The organism is Stutzerimonas chloritidismutans AW-1, from assembly GCF_000495915.1.
GTDB lineage: Bacteria > Pseudomonadota > Gammaproteobacteria > Pseudomonadales > Pseudomonadaceae > Stutzerimonas > Stutzerimonas chloritidismutans.
Window position 1 is genome coordinate 42,364 of the sequence record NZ_AOFQ01000022.1, and the last position, 18,800, is coordinate 61,163.

16 protein-coding genes are annotated in these 18,800 nt (G+C 63.6%); 7 read left to right on the forward strand and 9 right to left on the reverse strand.

Features of this window, described 5'->3' with window-relative positions:
- Positions 1–165 precede the first annotated feature (165 nt).
- Positions 166–3,018, forward strand: coding sequence for an EAL domain-containing protein (locus tag F753_RS32850; protein ID WP_031297441.1), 2,853 nt, complete (start codon positions 166–168; stop codon positions 3,016–3,018).
- A gap of 33 nt (positions 3,019–3,051) precedes the next feature.
- Here the strand turns inward: F753_RS32850 and trhP are convergent, their stop codons facing one another.
- The 8 genes from trhP to zwf form a co-directional block, all read right to left on the reverse strand.
- Positions 3,052–4,425: a prephenate-dependent tRNA uridine(34) hydroxylase TrhP gene (gene trhP / locus F753_RS32855; RefSeq protein ID WP_023444810.1), complete on the reverse strand. Its 1,374-nt coding sequence runs from the start codon at positions 4,423–4,425 to the stop codon at positions 3,052–3,054.
- Positions 4,426–4,552: 127 nt separating this feature from the next.
- Positions 4,553–4,771, reverse strand: a complete 219-nt coding sequence (locus F753_RS0124795; RefSeq protein ID WP_031297443.1) for an HP1242/YdcH family protein — start codon at positions 4,769–4,771, stop codon at positions 4,553–4,555.
- A gap of 174 nt (positions 4,772–4,945) precedes the next feature.
- On the reverse strand, positions 4,946–6,376 hold the full coding sequence (locus tag F753_RS32860) for an aspartate kinase (RefSeq protein WP_023444812.1): 1,431 nt from the start codon (positions 6,374–6,376) through the stop codon (positions 4,946–4,948).
- 154 nt (positions 6,377–6,530) lie between these two features.
- On the reverse strand, positions 6,531–7,439 hold the full coding sequence (gene thpD / locus F753_RS32865) for an ectoine hydroxylase (protein ID WP_023444813.1): 909 nt from the start codon (positions 7,437–7,439) through the stop codon (positions 6,531–6,533).
- 69 nt (positions 7,440–7,508) lie between these two features.
- Positions 7,509–7,910, reverse strand: coding sequence for an ectoine synthase (locus tag F753_RS32870; RefSeq protein ID WP_003297794.1), 402 nt, complete (start codon positions 7,908–7,910; stop codon positions 7,509–7,511).
- Between the two features lie 10 nt (positions 7,911–7,920).
- Positions 7,921–9,198, reverse strand: coding sequence for a diaminobutyrate--2-oxoglutarate transaminase (gene ectB, locus F753_RS32875; protein ID WP_023444814.1), 1,278 nt, complete (start codon positions 9,196–9,198; stop codon positions 7,921–7,923).
- Positions 9,195–9,710, reverse strand: a complete 516-nt coding sequence (ectA, locus tag F753_RS32880; protein ID WP_003297792.1) for a diaminobutyrate acetyltransferase — start codon at positions 9,708–9,710, stop codon at positions 9,195–9,197. The genes ectB and ectA overlap by 4 nt, the downstream gene beginning before the upstream one ends.
- Before the next feature lie 629 nt (positions 9,711–10,339).
- A complete protein-coding gene (gene zwf, locus F753_RS32885; protein ID WP_031297446.1) occupies positions 10,340–11,782 on the reverse strand; it encodes a glucose-6-phosphate dehydrogenase in 1,443 nt (480 codons plus the stop codon).
- A 142-nt stretch (positions 11,783–11,924) separates the two neighbouring features.
- Between zwf and hexR the strand changes: the two genes are divergently transcribed.
- Together hexR and F753_RS0124800 are read left to right on the forward strand one after the other, a co-directional pair.
- The gene (gene hexR, locus F753_RS32890; protein WP_014822039.1) at positions 11,925–12,791 is read left to right on the forward strand and encodes a transcriptional regulator HexR; all 867 of its coding nucleotides are present in this window, start codon (positions 11,925–11,927) and stop codon (positions 12,789–12,791) included.
- A gap of 101 nt (positions 12,792–12,892) precedes the next feature.
- On the forward strand, positions 12,893–13,105 hold the full coding sequence (locus tag F753_RS0124800) for a PA3496 family putative envelope integrity protein (RefSeq protein WP_031297448.1): 213 nt from the start codon (positions 12,893–12,895) through the stop codon (positions 13,103–13,105).
- Here the strand turns inward: F753_RS0124800 and F753_RS32895 are convergent.
- Entirely contained in the window at positions 13,050–14,009 is a 960-nt protein-coding gene (locus tag F753_RS32895; RefSeq protein WP_023444817.1) for a LysR family transcriptional regulator, read from the reverse strand. The genes F753_RS0124800 and F753_RS32895 overlap by 56 nt on opposite strands.
- Before the next feature lie 239 nt (positions 14,010–14,248).
- Here F753_RS32895 and F753_RS32900 point away from each other — a divergent pair, with 239 nt between their 5' ends.
- The 4 genes from F753_RS32900 to F753_RS49950 all read left to right on the forward strand — a co-directional run.
- Positions 14,249–15,664: an acetyl-CoA carboxylase biotin carboxylase subunit gene (locus tag F753_RS32900; protein WP_014822037.1), complete on the forward strand. Its 1,416-nt coding sequence runs from the start codon at positions 14,249–14,251 to the stop codon at positions 15,662–15,664.
- A gap of 10 nt (positions 15,665–15,674) precedes the next feature.
- The gene (gene oadA / locus F753_RS32905) at positions 15,675–17,492 is read left to right on the forward strand and encodes a sodium-extruding oxaloacetate decarboxylase subunit alpha (RefSeq protein ID WP_023444818.1); all 1,818 of its coding nucleotides are present in this window, start codon (positions 15,675–15,677) and stop codon (positions 17,490–17,492) included.
- A gap of 199 nt (positions 17,493–17,691) precedes the next feature.
- A complete protein-coding gene (locus F753_RS32910; protein ID WP_023444819.1) occupies positions 17,692–18,633 on the forward strand; it encodes a sodium-dependent bicarbonate transport family permease in 942 nt (313 codons plus the stop codon).
- Between the two features lies 1 nt (position 18,634).
- Positions 18,635–18,800, forward strand: a 166-nt coding sequence (locus F753_RS49950) for a P-II family nitrogen regulator (RefSeq protein WP_023444820.1), incomplete at its 3' end; no start/stop codon positions are given.

Consider the following 18,800-nt stretch of genomic DNA (forward strand, 5'->3'; position numbering starts at 1 on the left):
TGGTCGATCGCGCCTAGTGGAACCTTCCGCTGGTCGGCTGGAGTACCGATCGCCGTTTTTCCGACGCACCATGGTATGACGCGACGCCATCAACGTGCCATTATCGACGGTGGTATGGTTCCGAGGGAACCTGTTTTAGGTGCAGTTATTACTAGAACAATATTCATGACCGATTCCATCCGAGCTGCCTGCCCGGCATCAACACAGCCATTGTCCCGCGGGGCGTCGGCGGCCGATCTCGTTGCCGAGCGCACCCGGCTGCTGTATCGAGGTTCGCGCGTACCTGCCTGGCTGTTATTGCTGGCAACGCTGGTTCTCGGCGTGGTGCTCTGGGGCGAACAGGGGGGTATCGAGCTCGGGCTGTGGCTGGGCTGGATGGGCGCGCTGGCACTGTTGCGCTTGCAGCAGATCTTCGCCTTCAATCGGGCCAGCCCTGAGGCGCAAGCCGCGCCGTGCTGGCGCTGGCGCTTTCTGCTCGGCAGTGGCGCGTCTGCGCTGAGCCTGTGCTACGCAATGGTCGTGCTGGTGCCGGCCGATGTCTTCGTTACCCAGGCGCTGCTGTACGGACTGATCGGTTCGGTCGTTGTGGCCGCCAGCGTCGCTTACGGGGTCTGCCTGCCCGCCTTCTTCAGTTTCGCCGTGCCCAGCCTATTGCCGACCGGCCTTCTGCTGATGACCAGCAGCCATCCGCTGCAGCAGGGCTGGGGCTTGCTGGCGATGATCGTGCTGGCGACCCTCAGCCTGATCGGCTGGCAGATCAGCCGGCTGGTGAACGACGGACTCGAACAGCGGCTTCACAAACAGCAACTGATCGAACGGCTGGAAACCGCCGGCCGCGAAGCCGACCAGCTCAATCGTCGTCTGGCGTCAGAAGTGGAGCAGCGCCGCCATGCCGAAAAGCAGCTGCGCAGCGCCTACGATGGCCTCGAGCAGCGCGTCGCCGAGCGCACCGCGGAACTCGCGCAGCTCGCCGAAGAGCTGGGGGAAAGCGAGGCGCGGCTGAATCTGGCGCTGGACGCCAGTGGCCTCGGCCTGTGGGACTGGGATCTGCAGAACAACCATGTTCATCATTCCCGTCTGGAGGTGGTGTTCGGCATCGGCCGGCAGCACCGCTACGACGAGGATGGCTCGCCGTTGCCGGACATCCACCCCAAGGATCTGGACGGCGTGCGCGCGATCCTGATCGCGCACCTGAAGGGCGAATCCGAACAGTTCGCCGTCGAATACCGTGCATTGCGCGCCGACGGCAGCGAAATCTGGCTCGAGGATCGCGGCCGGGTGATCCAGCGTGACGCCGCTGGCCGTGCCCTGCGCATGATCGGCACCCGTCGCGACATCAGCGAGCTGCGCCGCCAGGCCGAACAGCAGCGCCTGGCAGCGACGGTGTTCGAGGCGGCCAGCGAAGGCATGGTGATCATGAACGATCACTACCGCGTGCTGGCGGTCAACGACGCCTGCTGCGCGCTGTCCGGCTACAGTCGCGAGGAATTGCTCGGGCACAGCGTGGCGCGCATCGCCGGTTCGCCGGAGAGTCAGCGCCAGTACCAGACCATGCGTGAAGCGCTGGAACTGCACGGTCACTGGCAGGGCGAGCTGATCGAGACCCGCAAGAGCGGCGAGGTCTACCCGCAGTGGGTGCAGCTGCGCGAAGTGCGCGATGCCAACGACAGCGTCACCCATGTGGTCGCGTTCATCTCCGACCTCAGCGTGCGGCGCAAGATCGAAGAGCGCCTGCGCTACCTGACCCATTACGACGACCTCACCGGGCTGGCCAACCGCGGCCTGCTCAAGGAGCGTCTGCACGAGGCCTGCCAGCGGGTGCGTCGCAACGGCCGCAACATGGCGGTGCTCTACATCGATCTGGACCGCTTCAAGCTGCTCAACGAAAGCCTCGGGCACGAGGCCGCCGACGCATTGCTGCGCGAGATGTCGCGGCGCATCACCCAGACCCTGGCAGATGCTGACACCATCGCGCGGCTGTCCGGCGACGAGTTCGTCGTGCTGTTCGACGCCTACGGCAGCCTCAGTAGCCTCGCGCATCTGGGCAGCCGGCTGCTGCAGCGAATCCGCAAGCCGCTGATCATCGATGAGCAGGAGCTGGTCATCAGCGCCTCCATCGGTGTCAGCCTGATGCCGGACAACAGCCGTGACGCGGAAGTGCTGCTGCGCCAGGCGAACATGGCCATGCAGCAGGCCAAGCATCTGGGCGGCAACACGCTGCAGTTCTTCACCGACCGGCCGCAGGCGTCGAGCATGCAGTACCTGCAGCTGGAGAATCAGCTGCGCAAGGCGCTGGAAGTCGGCCAGCTGGAAGTCTTCTATCAGCCACGTCTGAGCTTGGCCGACGATGCTCTGGAGGCCGCCGAAGCGCTGGTGCGCTGGCGTCATCCGCAGCGCGGGCTGGTCGCGCCGGCGCACTTCATTCCGCTGGCGGAAGAAACCGGTTTGATCATTCCGCTCGGTGAGTTCGTCCTGCGCGAGGCCTGCCGCCAGGCACGCCAGTGGCAGCAGGACGGGCTGGCGGAGATTCGCGTGTCGGTGAACCTCTCGGTCAAGCAGCTGCGGCAGGGCAACTTCGTCAGCCTGGTGCGCCAGGTGCTCGAGGAAACCGGCCTGCCGGCGACCATGCTGGAGCTGGAGCTGACCGAGAGCCAGTTGCTGGACGATATCGACAATGCCATCAGCATCAGCGAGCAACTTCGCGCGCTAGGAGTCAGGCTGGCGATCGACGACTTCGGCACCGGCTTCTCGTCGCTGAGTTACCTCAAGCGCTTCCCGGTGGACTACGTGAAGATCGACCGCTCGTTCATCAGTGAGCTGGAGCATTCCAGTCAGGATGCGGCGATTACCCGGGCGATCATCGCCATGGTCCACAGCCTGGAGCGCAAGGTGGTGGCCGAGGGGGTGGAAACCCAGGCGCAGATGGATTTCCTCAAGGCCAACCAGTGCGACGAGATTCAGGGCTACCTGCTCAGCCCGCCGGTGCCGGCCGAGCAGTTCGCCGAATTACTGCGCTAGCGGCGACGCGGTAACGCGCCGCCCGTAGCGGCGTCAGCCGCGGGTGGTGCTGCCTTCGAGCTCGCGCATCAGCAGCGCGTAGCGCAGATCGACGTCTTCCGGCACCGGCAGGTAGACCGTGTGACCGTCGCCCGGAGCCACCTCGATGGCTTCGCCGCGCTTGTTCTCCAGCTGCTCCAGGCGCAGGTTGAGGTTGCCCTGCGGCGTCATCAGTTCCAGCCTGTCGCCAACCGCGAAGCGGTTCTTCACCGTCACCTCGGCCAGGCCGTTGCGGCGTTCGCCGGTCAGCTCGCCGACGAACTGCTGACGCTCGGAGAGCGAGAAGCCGCGCTCGTAGTTCTGGTATTCGTCGTGCACATGGCGGCGCAGGAAGCCCTCGGTGTAGCCGCGGTGGGCCAGCGATTCGAGGGTATCCATCAGCGACTTGTCGAATGGCCGGTCGGCGAGGGCGTCGTCAATGGCCTTGCGGTAGACCTGCGCAGTGCGCGCCACGTAGTAGTGGCTCTTGGTGCGGCCTTCGATCTTCAGCGAGTGCACGCCCATCTGCACCAGGCGCTCGACGTGCTGCACGGCGCGCAGGTCCTTGGAGTTCATGATGTAGGTGCCGTGCTCGTCCTCGAAGGCGGACATGAATTCGCCCGGACGGCTGCTGTCTTCGAGCAGGAATACCTCATCGGTCGGCGCGCCGATACCGAGGGTTGGGTCGGGGCTGGGAGTTTGTGCCGGCTGCACGACGATCGGCTCGTACTTGTGCACGATGTCGCCGACTTCGTTCTCCTTCGCCTCATGGGTCTTGTACTCCCAGCGACAGGCGTTGGTGCAGCTGCCCTGGTTGGGGTCGCGCTTGTTGATGTAGCCGGACAGCAGGCAGCGGCCGGAATAGGCCATGCACAGCGCGCCGTGGACGAACACTTCCAGCTCCATGCCCGGCACCTGTTCGCGGATCTCGCCAATCTCCTCCAGCGACAGCTCGCGGGAGAGGATCACGCGGCTGACGCCCTGGCTCTCCCAGAACTTCACCGTCGCCCAGTTCACCGCATTGGCCTGCACCGAGAGGTGGATGGTCTGCTGCGGGAAGTGCTGGCGCACCAGCATGATCAGCCCGGGGTCGGACATGATCAGCGCATCCGGTCCCATCGCCACCACCGGCTCCAGATCCTTGATGAAGGTCTTCAGCTTGGCGTTGTGCGGGGCGATGTTGACCACCACGTAGAACTGCTTGCCCAGTGCATGTGCTTCGTCGATGCCAAGCTTGAGGTTGGCATGGTCGAACTCGTTGTTGCGCACGCGCAGGCTGTAGCGCGGCTGCCCGGCGTACACCGCATCGGCGCCGTAGGCGAAGGCATAGCGCATGGATTTCAGCGTGCCGGCAGGCGACAGCAGCTCGGTGCGGTAGGGGGTGCTCATGGCGCGGGACTCGCAGGAGGGCATCGAAGAAGCGCGGCATTTTACTGCGCTCGGCGGTCGATTGCGCGTCGTCTGCGATATTCGGGGTGAGGCGCAATGGCGCCCCGCCTGAGCGGGGCGCCGAGGATCAGGCGGCGGGCGCTTCCTTGAGCATGGCGTAGAGCCGGTCCTTGAGCTGCAGCTTCTCCTTCTTCAGGGTCTCGACCTCGCTGTCGGTGCCCGGGACGATGTGCGCTTCGATGTTCTTGACCCGTTGATCCAGCTCGTTGTGCTCGTCGAACAGGCGGGCAAAGGGCTTGTTTTCCGCCTTCAGGCGGGTGATCAGGTCGCGGTACTCGGGGAACATGGCAACTCCTTCGGCATGGATGAGCGGGTTGGGCAGATCGGCTCGGGCCGAGCTGCCTCGTGCTTCCATGGTCGTGCCGGTGCTTGCCTGTGGTATTGACCCGCGTCATACGCAGTCGGGAAGCCGGACAGCAAAACGCCGGGACGAGCCCGGCGTTTCGGTCTTGCGTCTGGATCAGGCCGCAGCGATCACATCGCCGTGGTTTTCCGGCTCGATCAACGCGCGGTGCAGCGCTGCGATGGCGGCGTCGTAGTCCTCTTCATTGACCACGCACTGCATCTCCACCTGGCGGATCGACTGGTGGATCGCCTGGATGCTGATGCCCGCTCCAGCCAAAGCCGCTACGGTCTTCGCCAGGATGCCCTTGACCTTGAGGTCCGAACCGATCGCCGAGACGATGGCCAGGTTGTGCACCGTGACCTCGGCGGCCGGGTACTTCTCCTCGATCAGCTTGGCCGCGCGGTTGATCAGCTTGCGCGAGCCGGAGGCGTAGTAGGTGATGCTGTTGGCATCGGAGTCCTTGTTCACCACGTAGAGCTTTAGCTGCTTGAGCAGCTTGCTGATCTCCATGTCATGGCTGATGTCGCCGAGCATGTCCTGGTCGAACACCTCGATGCCGAAGACGTCCTTGCGCCCGGCGATGATTTCCACGCAGGGCTTCTCGGACTTGTAGTCCTGGCTGATCAGCGTGCCCCCGTGCTCGGGCTCGAAGGCATTCTTGATGCGCAGCTCGACACCGGCACGACGCAGGGTCTTGGCCGCGCGCGGATGGATCGCTTCCATGCCGAGATTCGACAGCTGGTCGGCGACGTCATAGTTGGTGCGGCCGATGGTTACCACCTTGTCGGCACCAACCAGGTTCGGGTCGGCGGAAGAGAGGTGGAATTCCTTGTGGATGATCGCCTCATGGGCGCCGGTGGCTGCAGCGATCTGGGCGAAGGTGATCTCGCTGTAGCCGCGGTCGTAGGTGTTCATCAGACCTTCGGCGCAGTGCGTGTAGCCGGTGGCGACCACCAGTTCGCGGCTCAGGTCGAAGCCGGCAAAATGGCTGGCGATCATCTCCTCGAACGGCAGCGGCGCTTCCTGCTGCCAGCCGGTGAGGTCGGCCAGGCGCGCGTTGACGCCGCGCTGCTTGAGCGCCAGCACCGAGTTGAAGGCGCTATGCGCTTCACCGAGGGAGGCGAGCATCTCGCGCACCTTCATCAGGTGCTCGGAGAGCTGGAAGTGGCCGTAGGCGCAGAGCTTCTGCAGGCTGTGCATGCACTCGCTGGCATCGTCGATGCGCGAATTGATGAACTGGTTGGCGGCATGCAGCTCATACTCGGAGTTGAACAGTTCGGCGTTCTTTTCCAGCATGCGCTGGCGCACGTTCTCCAGCGCCTCGCGCCAGGCGCCTTCGCTCTGTGCATCGGCGAAGCGCTGATAGACGCCGGGCTCGCCGGTCTTCTTGTGTTCCAGCAGCAGATTGGTCATGCCGCTGTAGGCCGAGACGACGAAGACGCGCTGGTACAGCGCTGCGCCTTCCCGGCGGCCGATGAAGATGTTGTCGAGGACTTCCTCGAAGCGGCTCATCGACGTGCCGCCGATCTTTTCTACGGTATGCATCTTTTTATTGCGTCCGAATCTGGCAGGCCGTTGACGGGCCCGGCGCGGCTGGCGCACCTGTCGATCAACGAGCTGGAAGTGAGTTCATCCCTGGGCCAATAAGCGATCGGCCAAGCCGGGGGATCGGGCCCGTCATCAGACGCGCCCGATCGCCTCAGAGATACTGTTGCGGCTGAATGTCCAGCGGCGTGAAGTTTTCGCGCTCGGCGACGAAGGCCGGGCGGGGTTTCTGCTCGCAGAACGGCGGCTGCACGGCATTATCCACGTGGTTGTAGACGTAGAACAGATTGCTCCGCGCGCTGGGTGTGATGTTGCCGTTGGAGCCGTGCATGGTGTTGCAATCGAAGAACACCACGCTGCCGGCCGGGCCGGTGGCGCAGTCGATGCCGAAGCGGCTGGCCAGCTCGCTCAGGCTGTTCTGGTCGGGCACACCGAACTCCTGCTTGCGCAGTGACTTCTCGTAGTGGTTCTCCGGCGTGGCGCCGACGCAGCGCACGTAGTGCTTGTGCGAGCCGGGCATGAGCATCAGCGGGCCGTTGTGCGGCTCGTTGTCGGTCAGCAGGATCGAGCAGGACAGGCAACGCATGCGCGGCATGCCGTCCTCGACGTGCCAGGTCTCGAAGTCCGAGTGCCAGTAGAACTCCTTGCCGGTGAAGCCGGGCTTGAAGTTCATCCGCGACTGATGCACGTACAGATCACCGCCGAGAATGTAACGGGCGATGCCGGCGGTGCGCTCATCGGCGGCCACGCGGGCGAACAGTTCGTTGTCGCTGTGGATGTCGAACACCGAGCGGACGGCGCCGCTGTCGGGTTCCTTGATGGTCTTGCCGGAGCCGGCGACGGCCGGGTCCTGGCGCATGCGCTCGAGTTCGGCGCGGAATACCGCCACTTCGTCAGCGCTGAACAGGTTGGGGATGACCAGGTAGCCGTCGCGCTCGAAACGCTCGATCAGCTCCGCCGCTATCGGCGCATTCTCCAGGTCGCTGCGGTAGACGACCGGATCCAGGCGTTCCAGCCAGCTGGGCTGGTCTTCCTGGCGCGAGGGATACAGGTCGGCTTGCATAGGGTTCACGCTTACCTCCTTTCTCTTGTGATGGCGGGGCGGCTCGGCGGCCGCCCCGGTAAACCGGTATCAGACGGTTTCGGCCTCCAGCGGATAGACGCCGCTCTCGTCATGTACTTCCTTGCCGTTGAGCGGCGGGTTGAAGACGCAGGCCATCTTCATGTCCTCGCTACCGCCCCGCAGCAGGTGCTCGTCGTGCTTGTCGAGGATGTACAGCGTGCCGGGTTCGATCTTGTAGATCTTGCCGTCGGCGATGGTCTCGATCTCGCCGTTGCCGCTCATGCAGTACACCGACTCCAGGTGGTTCTGGTAGTGGATGTGCGTCTCGGTGCCGGCGTAGATGGTGGTTATGTGGAACGAGAAACCCATGTTGTCGTCTTTGAGCAACAGACGGGTGCTGTCCCAGGTGCCGGTTTTGCTGTGGACCTTGCGGTCGGTCTGCTCGCACTCGGCGAGGGTTCTGACGATCATTGCAAATACCTCAGGAAGCTTGGTTTTCGGTCTGCTCGCTCATCACGGCAGCGAAGGCCTTGTCGAGAATGGCGAGTGCGCGGTCGATCTGCTCTTCGCTGATGATCAGCGGGCAGAGACACTTGACCACTTCGCTGTGGGCGCCGCTGGTTTCGATCACCAGGCCGTTCTCGAAGGCGTGACGGCAGACGGCGGAGGCGATATCGCCATCCGGGCAGCTGATGCCGATCATCATCCCGCGGCCCTTGAGGAACAGCGAATCCGGACCGTGGCGGCGGACGATGCGCTGCATGCCGTCGGCGATGCGCTTGCCCTTGGCCTTCACGCTGTTGGCGAACTCGTCGTTCTGCCAGAAGTGCTCGACGGCTGCGGCAGCAGTGACGAACGCATGGTTGTTGCCGCGGAAGGTGCCGTTGTGCTCGCCCGGCTTCCACTGGTCCAGCTCGGGGCGCAGCAGCACCATGGCGAATGGCAGGCCATAGCCGGACAGCGACTTGGACAGGGTCACGATGTCCGGATGGATGCCCATTTCCTCGAAGCTGAAGAAGGTCCCGGTGCGGCCGCAACCGGCCTGGATGTCATCGACGATCAGCAGCATCTCGTGCTTGCGGCAGAGCTTCTCGAGCTTGCGCATCCACTCGGTCGACGCGGTGTTCAGTCCGCCTTCGCCCTGCACCACCTCGACGATCACCGCGGCGGGCTTGTCGATGCCGCTGGAGGGGTCGGAGAGCAGCTTGTCCATCATGCCGATGGTGTTGGTCTTGTCGCCGAAGTAGTTGGCGTACGGCATCCTGCTGACATCGGTGAGGCTGATGCCGGAGCCGCCGCGGTGATGCTGGTTGCCGGTCGCGGCCAGCGCGCCGATGCTGCAGCCGTGGAAGCCGTTGGTGAAGCTGATGATGTTGTTGCGCTCGGTGACCTTGCGCGCCAGCTTCATCGCCGCTTCGACCGCGTTGGTGCCGGTTGGGCCGGTGAACTGCATGCGGTAGTCGCCCATGCCGCGCGGTTCGAGGATCAGGCGGTTGAAGGTTTCGAGGAAACGCTCCTTGGCTGCGGTGTACATGTCCAGGCCATGGGTGATGCCGTCGTTCTGGATGTACTCGAGCAGCGCCTGCTTGAGTACCGGGTGGTTGTGCCCGTAGTTGAGCGTGCCGGCACCGGCGAGGAAGTCGATGTAACGCTTGCCGTCTCTGGTGACCAGTTCGGCACCCTGGGCCTGGTTGAAGACCACGGGGAAGGAACGGCAGTAGCTACGAACCTTGGATTCGTTCAGTTCAAAAGTTTTCATGCGTGCTCCTTGAGCTCTTCTTCTAGATGGGAAACGGTGAATGGGCCGGCGCGGTAGAGCACCTCGTCCTCGTGCTGACCGCCAAAGTGCGCGGCGCGGGAAAACAGCGTGCGCGTGGTGCAGTCGGCACCCAGTCGATCGAATGCCCGCTTGAACAGTGCCTGCGACGCCGCGTTGTCCGGGGAAATGGTGGTTTCCATGAAGCGCACGTCGTGCTCACGGGCCACACGGGCCGTCAGCGCCAGCAGCATGCGCAGGGCCAGGCCCTGACCGCGCATCGAACTATCGACGGCGACCTGCCAGACGAACAGGGTGTCCGGGCGGGCAGGGGGGCGGTAACCCGAGATGAAACCAACCAGTTCGCCTTGGGCGTTCTCTGCGGCGATGGCGGTGTCGGCGAAATCGGAGCACTGCAGCAGGTTGCAGTAGACCGAATTGGTATCGAGGGGCTGGCAGCGCGCCACCAGCTGATGCAGGTTGTAACCGTCGCCGTCGGTTGGGCGACGGAGCACTACGGTAGGGAAACTCAAAACAATGCCTTTGGGGTTGTTGATTGAATTCCTTTTTAGGGTAGGCATATCCGGAGAAGTTTCTCAACCCGAACTTCTGAATATGCGAAGTTAAGAGCGCTGCATATATCGCTCGATCCCGCGTAATTACGGCGATTGCGCCGTGGATGTTTCAGCCTGTTTCACTTCGCCAGGCTGGCGGTGAAGGCTGATAGTTACGGGGAAGTTTCTGGAGTGCCGCGAGAAGTTCGATGGAGGTGATGCGCAGAAGTTCGCCTTGAGTGGCCATGACGTAGCTGAAAGCAGCATGAATGCTGGATTTGCGGTGGTTGAGCGATGCCCGAATCGTTCGTCATGCACGCGCTGTTGGGCATGGTGTGCTGCGGATAAGTGTGCGGGGAAGAATCAGGCTGAGAATCGACGCGGAAATAGCGCTAAATGGCGGCGTGAACTACCGATGATATTTCGCTGATGTGACGTCTGTATGTCGGCGCGATCTGGCCACGGCCGAGCTAGTTGCTCGGCGTAGTTGTGGTGGCCGCGATCGATGATTTCAGAAAGTCTACCGATCCGCTCTATCTCGCGTTATACGGGGGCTGTGGCGAAGTTGTCGGAAGTTGTGCCAGACAACTTCATTGCCACCAGCGATGACCCTGGCGTTCGATGAATTGATGGGCCTGTTCCGGGCCGTCCTCGCCGGCCGGATAGGGGCGCGGCTTACGGTAGTAGCTGTGCCAGCCGCGCAGGATCGGATCGACCCAGTTCCAGGCCGCCTCGACCTCGTCACGGCGCATGAACAGCGTGGAGTCGCCTTCGATCACATCCAGCAGCAGCCGCTCGTAGGCTTCCCAGCGACGGGTGCTGCTGAAGGCGTGCGCCAGGTTCAGATCCAGCTCCACCGGTTCCAGCTGCATGCCCTTGCCGGGTGCCTTGGCCATCAGCTGCAGGCTGATGCTTTCTTCCGGCTGCAGGCTGATCACCAGGCGGTTCACTTCACCCTTGCTGAACAGCAGGTGCGGCACCTGTTTGAAGGTGATGATGATCTCCGAGCGCTTGCGCGCCATGCGCTTGCCGGTGCGCAGGTAGAAGGGCACGCCAGCCCAGCGCCAGTTGTCGATCTCGGCCTTCACCGCGACGAAGGTTTCGGTGTCGCTGTCGTTGTCGATGTTCGGCTCGAAGTAGTAGGCCTGCACGTCGTGGCCACCGATGCGGCCGGCGCCGTATTGGCCGCGCACGGTCTTGTCCAGCACGTCGTTGCCCGTGATCGGCTTGAGCGCCTCGAGCACCTTCACCTTCTCGCCGCGGATGTGCTTGGCATCGAAACGCACCGGCGCCTCCATTGCCACCAGGCAGAGCAGCTGCAGGAGGTGGTTCTGCAGCATGTCGCGCATCGCGCCAGCGTTGTCGTAGTAGCCGCCGCGGTTCTCCACGCCGAGGGTTTCGGCGACGGTGATCTGCACATGGTCGATATGCCCGGAGCGCCAGATCGGCTCGAACAGCGCGTTGGCGAAGCGCAGCGCCATGAGGTTCTGCACCGTTTCCTTGCCCAGGTAGTGATCGATCCGGTAGATCCGCGACTCGGGGAACACGGCGCCGATCGATTCGTTGATTTCCAGCGCCGAGTCCAGCGAATGGCCGATCGGCTTTTCCAGCACGATGCGCGCATCGTCACCGGCCAGCCCGGCGCTTTCGAGATTGGCGGCGATGGGTTCAAACAGATCCGGCGCGGTCGCCAGGTAGTACACCCGCACACGGCCGTCGGCCTGACCGAGGTGATGAGCAAGGCGCACGTAGTCGCCGCGCTGGTTGGCGTCCATGGCGAAATAGTCCAGGCGCTGGGCAAAGGCCTGCCAGGTGTCAGGGCTGAAGTCGCTGCGGGCGACCTGCGCGCGGCAATGCCGCTCGGCCAGGGCCAGGTAGCCGTCGCGGTCGAGCTTCTTGCGCGCCAGGGCGAGTATCCGTACGTCGGCGTGCAGGCGCCCGTCACGGTGCAGGTGGTAGAGCGCCGGAAGCAGTTTGTGCAGCGTCAGGTCACCGGTCCCGCCGAACACGAGCATGTCACAGGATATCGACATCGATTCTCTCCCAGGGCCAAAAAATGGGCGTCGTGGCGAGGCTTGTAGTATAACTACCGCCCCACTACAACCCGCTGACGGCTGAGTGGCGCCGATCGCGCCCGAGCAAAGCCATCAGACGAGAGCATAGCGAGTCCGGAACGTGAATCTGCTGCAGCACATCGCCCAATCCAGAAGCCTGCTACGGAAGTCGGAGCTGAAAGTGGCCGACCATGTCCTGCTCGATCCGGCGTCGGTGATGCACAGCTCCATGGCCGACCTGGCTCACGTGGTCGGTGTCAGCGAACCCACCATCGTGCGCTTCTGCCGCGCCATCGGTTGCCTGGGTTTTCAGGATCTCAAGCTCAAACTGGCGCAGAGCCTGGCGGCTGGCGCCAGCTTCGGTCAGTTCGCCATCAGCGAGAACGATTCGGTGGCCGACTTCGCCTTGAAGATCTTCGACACCACGCTGCACACGCTGATGGAAGTGCGCGAGCGGCTCGACCCCGAAGCGCTGCAGCGCGCCATCGCTGCCATGGCCAAGGCCGAGCGCGTGGAGTTCTACGGTTTCGGCGCATCCGGCGCGGTGGCCACCGACGCCCAGCACAAATTCTTCCGCCTGCTGCTGTCAGCTGCCGCCTATTCCGATCCGCACATGCAGGCCATGTCGGCGGTGACGCTCAAGCCCACCGACGTGGCGATCTGCATCTCGCAGTCCGGGCGCTCCAAGGATCTGCTGATCACCGCCAACGTGGTGCGTGAATCCGGCGCGACGCTCATCACGCTGTGCCCGAGCCAGACGCCGCTGGCCGAGCTGGCCACCATCAACCTGGCAATCGACGTACAGGAAGACACCGAGATCTACACCCCGCTGACCTCGCGTATCGCTCACCTGGTAGTGATCGACGTGCTGGCGATGGGTGTTGCCATGGCGCGCGGACCGAGTCTGGTCAATCACCTCAAGAGCGTGAAGCGCAGCCTGCGCAGCCTTCGCCTGTCGCCGCAGAAGGTCAAGACGCACGACGATTGAGGCGCCGCTGCACCTTCACGGTCGCGTAATCGCCCTGACTTCAGTTTGTCATCCATGACGTCGATGCTGATCTCTCCTTACCTGTTCTGGGAAATCGCCTCATGCTCCGGCACACCGACGACAGCAGCCAGCTCGACAGCAAGTCCCGCCGCAAACAGCAGGATGAACGGCGCATGCGTTTTCGCCGCGCCATCGAAAGCTATACCGAGCAGCGTCAGCTGCATGCCGAGCTGAACGACTACGCCGATGCGCTGGTGCTCAGCTCGCTGCGCTCGTCATCGGCGAGCCGGCGAAGCGCTCCGCCAGCGCACTGATCTGCGCGCGCTCTTCACGGAGGAAGGCGAAGAACGCCTGGGCTACCGGACTCAGGCGCTTGCCGCGCGAATGCACCACGCACCAGCTGCGATACAGCGGCAATTCCTCGACCGGCAGCTCGCGTAGCAGCCCGTTGGCCAGCTCCAGATGCACCGCATGGCGCGGCAGCAGCGCCAGGCCGAGCCCGGCCACCACGCATTCGCGCAGCGCATCCAGCGAGGCGACCTGAATGCTCTGGGCGAAATGCGCGCGCTTCTGGCGCAGGTAGTCCTCGCCGGCCCGTCGCGTGCCCGAGCCTGGCTCACGCACCAGCAGGGGATAGTCCGTGAGGTCCTGCAGGGACAGCGTGGCGGCGTTGCACAGCGGATGGTCGGGTGGCGCCACGGCGATGATCGGGTTGTTTAGGAAGGGCATGAACTCCAGGTCCATGTCGGTAGGCACCTGAGACATGATCAGCAGGTCGTCACGGCTCACCGACAGGCGCTTGACCGCCTGGGCATGGTTGACCACCACCAGCTGCAGGCTGACCTCAGGGTGCAGGCGCTTGAAGGCGGCGAACAGGTGCGGCGTGACGTACTTGGCGCTGGACTCCACCGCCAGGTTGAGCTGGCCCTGCAACGAGCCCTGCAGATCCGAGAGCTGCATGTCGAGGCTGTCCAGGCGACCGAAGATGTCGGTACTGGCGCGCTGTAGCGCTTCGGCCGCATCGGTCAGGTAGAGCTTCTTGCCGAGATACTCGAAAAGCGGTTGACCGACCAGTTCCTCGAGCTGCCGAATCTGCAAACTGACGGCGGGCTGGGTCAGTGCCATTTCCTCCGCCGCACGGCTATACGAGTGCGTTTCGCACACTGCGCGAAATACCTGAAGCTGGCGCAATGTCATGCGCATCAACGACTTTCGCATCACGTTCTCCGCAATATTATTGAAGCGCAACCCCGTTGCACCGTTGCCAGCGGCGCTGACCGTTCGGCCAGATTAATGCTGCTCAGGGTGCATCTATAAGTAATTACTTATTCTCAATCAAACAATTATTCATTTTCAGTAATCCCCCCAGCGGGCGTAGGGTGAAACGGCTCGTTGCAAATGCGAGTGATCATGACCCGCACGCGGGTCCCCTGCTCAACGATCCGAGGGAAGACAGCGTGATCAAGAAGCTGCTGATCGCCAACCGCGGGGAAATCGCGGTGCGCATTGTCCGCGCCTGTGCCGAAATGGGTGTCCGCTCGGTGGCGGTATTCTCCGAAGCCGACCGCCACGCGCTGCACGTCAAGCGTGCCGACGAGGCGCATTTCATTGGCGAAGACCCGCTGGCCGGCTACCTGAACCCGCGCAAGCTGGTGAACCTGGCTGTGGAAACCGGCTGCGATGCGCTGCATCCAGGCTATGGATTTCTTTCCGAGAATGCCGAACTGGCGGAGATCTGCGCCGAACGTGGCATCCGCTTCGTAGGCCCCAGCGCCGAAGTCATCCGCCGCATGGGCGACAAGACCGAAGCGCGGCGCAGCATGATCAAGGCGGGCGTGCCGGTCACGCCGGGCACCGAGGGCAACGTCGCCGATCTTGCCGAGGCGCTGCGCGAAGCCGAGCGTATCGGCTATCCGGTGATGCTCAAGGCCACCTCCGGTGGTGGCGGTCGTGGCATTCGCCGCTGCAACTCGCAGGCAGAGCTGGAATCGGCCTTTCCGCGAGTGATTTCCGAGGCGACCAAGGCCTTCGGCAGCGCTGAAGTCTTCCTGGAAAAGTGCATCGTCGAACCCAAGCATATCGAGGCGCAGATCCTCGCCGATTCGTTCGGCAACACCGTGCACCTGTTCGAGCGCGACTGCTCGATCCAGCGCCGCAACCAGAAGCTCATCGAGATCGCCCCGAGCCCGCAGCTCACCCCCGAGCAGCGCGCCTATATCGGCGACCTGGCCGTGCGTGCGGCCAAGGCGGTGGGTTACGAGAACGCCGGCACCGTGGAGTTCCTGCTCGCCGATGGCGAGGTGTACTTCATGGAAATGAACACCCGGGTGCAGGTGGAACACACCATCACCGAGGAAATCACCGGCATCGACATCGTCCGCGAGCAGATCCGCATCGCCTCCGGCCAGCCGCTGTCGGTGAAGCAGGAAGACATCCAGTACCGCGGCTTTGCCCTGCAGTTCCGCATCAACGCCGAAGAGCCGCGCAACGACTTCCTGCCCTGCTTCGGCAAGATCACCCGTTATTACGCGCCGGGTGGCCCCGGTGTGCGCACCGACACGGCGATCTATACCGGCTACACCATTCCGCCGTATTACGACTCCATGTGCCTGAAGCTGATCGTCTGGGCGCTGACCTGGGAAGAGGCGCTGGCCCGCGGTTCGCGTGCACTGGACGACATGCGCGTACAGGGCGTGAAGACCACCGCCACCTATTACCAGCAGATTCTCGCCAGTCCGGATTTTCGTAGCGGCCAGTTCAACACCAGCTTCGTCGAGAACCACCCGGAACTGCTGAACTACTCGATCAAACGCAAGCCGGGCGAGTTGGCCCTGGCCATCGCTGCCGCCATCGCCGCCCACGCAGGACTGTGAGGAACGAACCATGACTGCTCAGAAGAAAATCACCGTTACCGACACCATCCTGCGTGACGCCCATCAGTCGCTGCTGGCCACCCGCATGCGCACTGAAGACATGCTGCCGATCTGCGAAAAGCTCGATCGTGTCGGCTACTGGTCGCTGGAAGTCTGGGGCGGCGCCACGTTCGACGCCTGTGTACGCTTCCTCAAGGAAGACCCCTGGGAGCGCCTGCGCCAGCTCAAGGCCGCGCTGCCCAACACCCGCCTGCAGATGCTGTTGCGCGGGCAGAACCTGCTCGGCTACCGCCATTACAGCGATGATGTGGTCGATGCGTTCTGCGCCAAGGCGGCGCAGAACGGCATCGACGTGTTCCGCATCTTCGACGCGATGAACGACGTGCGAAACCTGGAAACCGCGATCAAGGCCGTGAAGAAGACCGGCAAGCACGCCCAGGGCACCATCGCCTATACCACCAGCCCGGTGCATACCGTTGAGTTGTTCGTCGAGCAGGGTCGGGCGATGCGCGACATGGGCGTCGACTCCATCGCCATCAAGGACATGGCCGGCCTGCTCACGCCGTTCGCCACCGGCGAGCTGGTGCGCGCGCTGAAGGCCGAGATCGACCTGCCGGTGTTCATTCACTCCCACGACACGGCTGGCGTCGCCAGCATGTGCCAGTTGAAAGCCATCGAGAACGGCGCCGACCACATCGACACTGCCATTTCCTCCATGGCCTGGGGCACCAGTCATCCCGGCACCGAATCCATGGTTGCCGCGCTGCGCGGCACGCCCTATGACACCGGCCTGGATCTGGAGCTGCTGCAGGAGATCGGCCTGTACTTCTACGCGGTGCGCAAGAAGTACCACCAGTTCGAAAGCGAATTCACCGGTGTCGATACCCGTGTGCAGGTCAACCAGGTGCCGGGCGGGATGATTTCCAACCTGGCCAACCAGCTGAAGGAGCAGGGTGCGCTCAACCGTATGGATGAAGTGCTCGCCGAGATTCCGCGCGTGCGCAAGGACCTCGGCTACCCGCCGCTGGTAACCCCGACCTCGCAGATCGTCGGCACCCAGGCGTTCTTCAACGTGCTCGCCGGCGAACGCTACAAGACCATTACCAACGAGGTGAAGCTCTACCTGCAGGGCCGCTACGGCAAGGCGCCGGGCACCATCGACGCCAAGCTGCAGCGCCAGGCCATCGGCGGTGAAGAGATCATCGACGTGCGCCCGGCCGACCTGATCAAACCGGAGCTGGACAAGCTGCGCCAGGAAGTCGGTGCGCTGGCCAAATCCGAAGAAGACGTGCTGACCTACGCCATGTTTCCCGACATCGGCCGCAAGTTCCTCGAGGAGCGTGAGGCCGGTACGCTGGTACCGGAAACACTGTTGCCGATCCCTGACGGCAGCACCGCGACCGCTGCAGGCGGGCAGGGCGTGCCGACCGAGTTCGTCATCGACGTGCATGGCGAAACCTACCGCGTGGATATCACCGGTGTCGGCGTCAAGGGCGAAGGCAAGCGGCACTTCTTCCTTTCCATCGACGGCATGCCGGAAGAGGTGGTGTTCGAGCCATTGAACAACTTCGTCGGCGGCAGCGGCGGCAGCCAGCGCAAGCAGGCCAGCGGTCCGGGCGACGTCAGCACCAGCATGCCGGGCAACGTGGTCGACGTGCTGGTCAAGGAAGGCGACGTGGTCAAGGCCGGCCAGGCCGTACTGATCAGCGAAGCGATGAAGATGGAAACCGAGATTCAGGCGCCCATGAGCGGAACGGTCAAGGCCGTGCATGTCGCCAAAGGTGACCGGGTGAACCCAGGCGATGTCTTGATAGAGATCGAGGGCTGAGTGAAGGGTGGCGTGGCGGTCTGATCGCGCCACGCCAGCGTCGTTTCGACTGTTTTGGCCGCGCTGCGCAAGCATGCGCGGCAGCCAGCGGAACGGACGGCGCGGGCAGTGTGTCCCCTTTGGGAGCCCTTGCGGCTCCTTTTTTTCGAGCCAATGTCTGCCAGGGATCGGTCCATTGTCCAAGCTGTGGAGACTGTAGATGGGTATCGACCCAGTAGTGCTGTTCTTCGTGTTCGGCCTGTTTGCGGGCCTGGTGAAGAGCGAGTTGAAGCTGCCGCCGGCGCTCTACGAGACGCTGTCGATCATCCTGCTGCTGGCGATCGGTCTGCACGGTGGTGTGGAACTGGCCGAACAGGCCAGTGCGGCGCTTCTGGGGCAGTCGCTGCTGGTGCTGGCGCTGGGCGTGTTGCTGCCGATCCTGGCCTTCATCCTGCTGCGTGGCCTGCGTTTCGACAGGGTCAACGCGGCGGCGGTGGCAGCGCACTACGGCTCGGTGAGCGCCGGTACCTTCGCGGTGGTGGTGGCCTATCTGGCGGCGCGGGAAATCTTCTTCGAAAGCTACATGCCGCTGTTCGTGGCGATTCTCGAAATCCCGGCGATCCTGGTCGGCATTCTGCTGGCCAAGGGAGTTTCGCGCGATACCGACTGGAAGGAGCTGGGCCGCGAGATCTTCCTTGGCAAAAGCATCATGCTGCTGCTCGGTGGCCTGCTGATCGGTGCGATCGCCGGCAAGGAGGCCATCAAACCGCTCGAACCGCTGTACACCAGCATGTTCAAACCGGTTCTGGCGTTCTTCCTGCTGGAGATGGGCCTGATCGCCTCCGGCCAGCTCGGCTCGCTCAAGCGCTACGGCTTCAAGCTCGCTGCCTTTGCGCTGCTGATGCCGCTGATCGGTGCGCTGATCGGCGCCCTGCTGGCGCGCTTCATGGGCCTGTCGCTAGGCGGTACGGCGATGCTCGCCACGCTGGCGGCGAGTGCCTCGTACATTGCGGTGCCAGCGGCGATGCGCCTGGCGGTGCCAGAAGCCAATCCGTCGCTGTCGCTGACTGCGTCGCTGGGCATCACCTTTCCGTTCAACATCCTGATCGGCATTCCGCTCTACCTGGCCCTGGCCGAGCGGCTGATCGCCTGGGGGTTCTGAGATGAACGCGCACAATCGTACGCTGCTGACCGTGATCTGCGAGGCAGCGCTGGAACACAAGCTGGAAGCCGACCTGAAAAACCTGGGCGCTCCGGGCTGGACCCTGTCGGACGCCCGTGGCAGCGGCAGCCGCGGGGGGCGCAGCGCCGGCTGGGGTACCGACGGCA

Bases quoted from the DNA above. Each gene is read 5' to 3' on its own strand.
- F753_RS32850 (WP_031297441.1), top strand. From the start codon at position 166: ATGACCGATTCCATCCGAGCTGCCTGCCCGGCATCAACACAGCCATTG.
- trhP (WP_023444810.1), bottom strand. From the start codon at position 4,425: ATGAGCACCCCCTACCGCACCGAGCTGCTGTCGCCTGCCGGCACGCTG.
- F753_RS0124795 (WP_031297443.1), bottom strand. From the start codon at position 4,771: ATGTTCCCCGAGTACCGCGACCTGATCACCCGCCTGAAGGCGGAAAAC.
- F753_RS32860 (WP_023444812.1), bottom strand. From the start codon at position 6,376: ATGCATACCGTAGAAAAGATCGGCGGCACGTCGATGAGCCGCTTCGAG.
- thpD (WP_023444813.1), bottom strand. From the start codon at position 7,439: ATGCAAGCCGACCTGTATCCCTCGCGCCAGGAAGACCAGCCCAGCTGG.
- F753_RS32870 (WP_003297794.1), bottom strand. From the start codon at position 7,910: ATGATCGTCAGAACCCTCGCCGAGTGCGAGCAGACCGACCGCAAGGTC.
- ectB (WP_023444814.1), bottom strand. From the start codon at position 9,198: ATGAAAACTTTTGAACTGAACGAATCCAAGGTTCGTAGCTACTGCCGT.
- zwf (WP_031297446.1), bottom strand. From the start codon at position 11,782: ATGTCGATATCCTGTGACATGCTCGTGTTCGGCGGGACCGGTGACCTG.
- F753_RS0124800 (WP_031297448.1), top strand. From the start codon at position 12,893: ATGCTCCGGCACACCGACGACAGCAGCCAGCTCGACAGCAAGTCCCGC.
- F753_RS32895 (WP_023444817.1), bottom strand. From the start codon at position 14,009: ATGCGAAAGTCGTTGATGCGCATGACATTGCGCCAGCTTCAGGTATTT.
- oadA (WP_023444818.1), top strand. From the start codon at position 15,675: ATGACTGCTCAGAAGAAAATCACCGTTACCGACACCATCCTGCGTGAC.
- F753_RS32910 (WP_023444819.1), top strand. From the start codon at position 17,692: ATGGGTATCGACCCAGTAGTGCTGTTCTTCGTGTTCGGCCTGTTTGCG.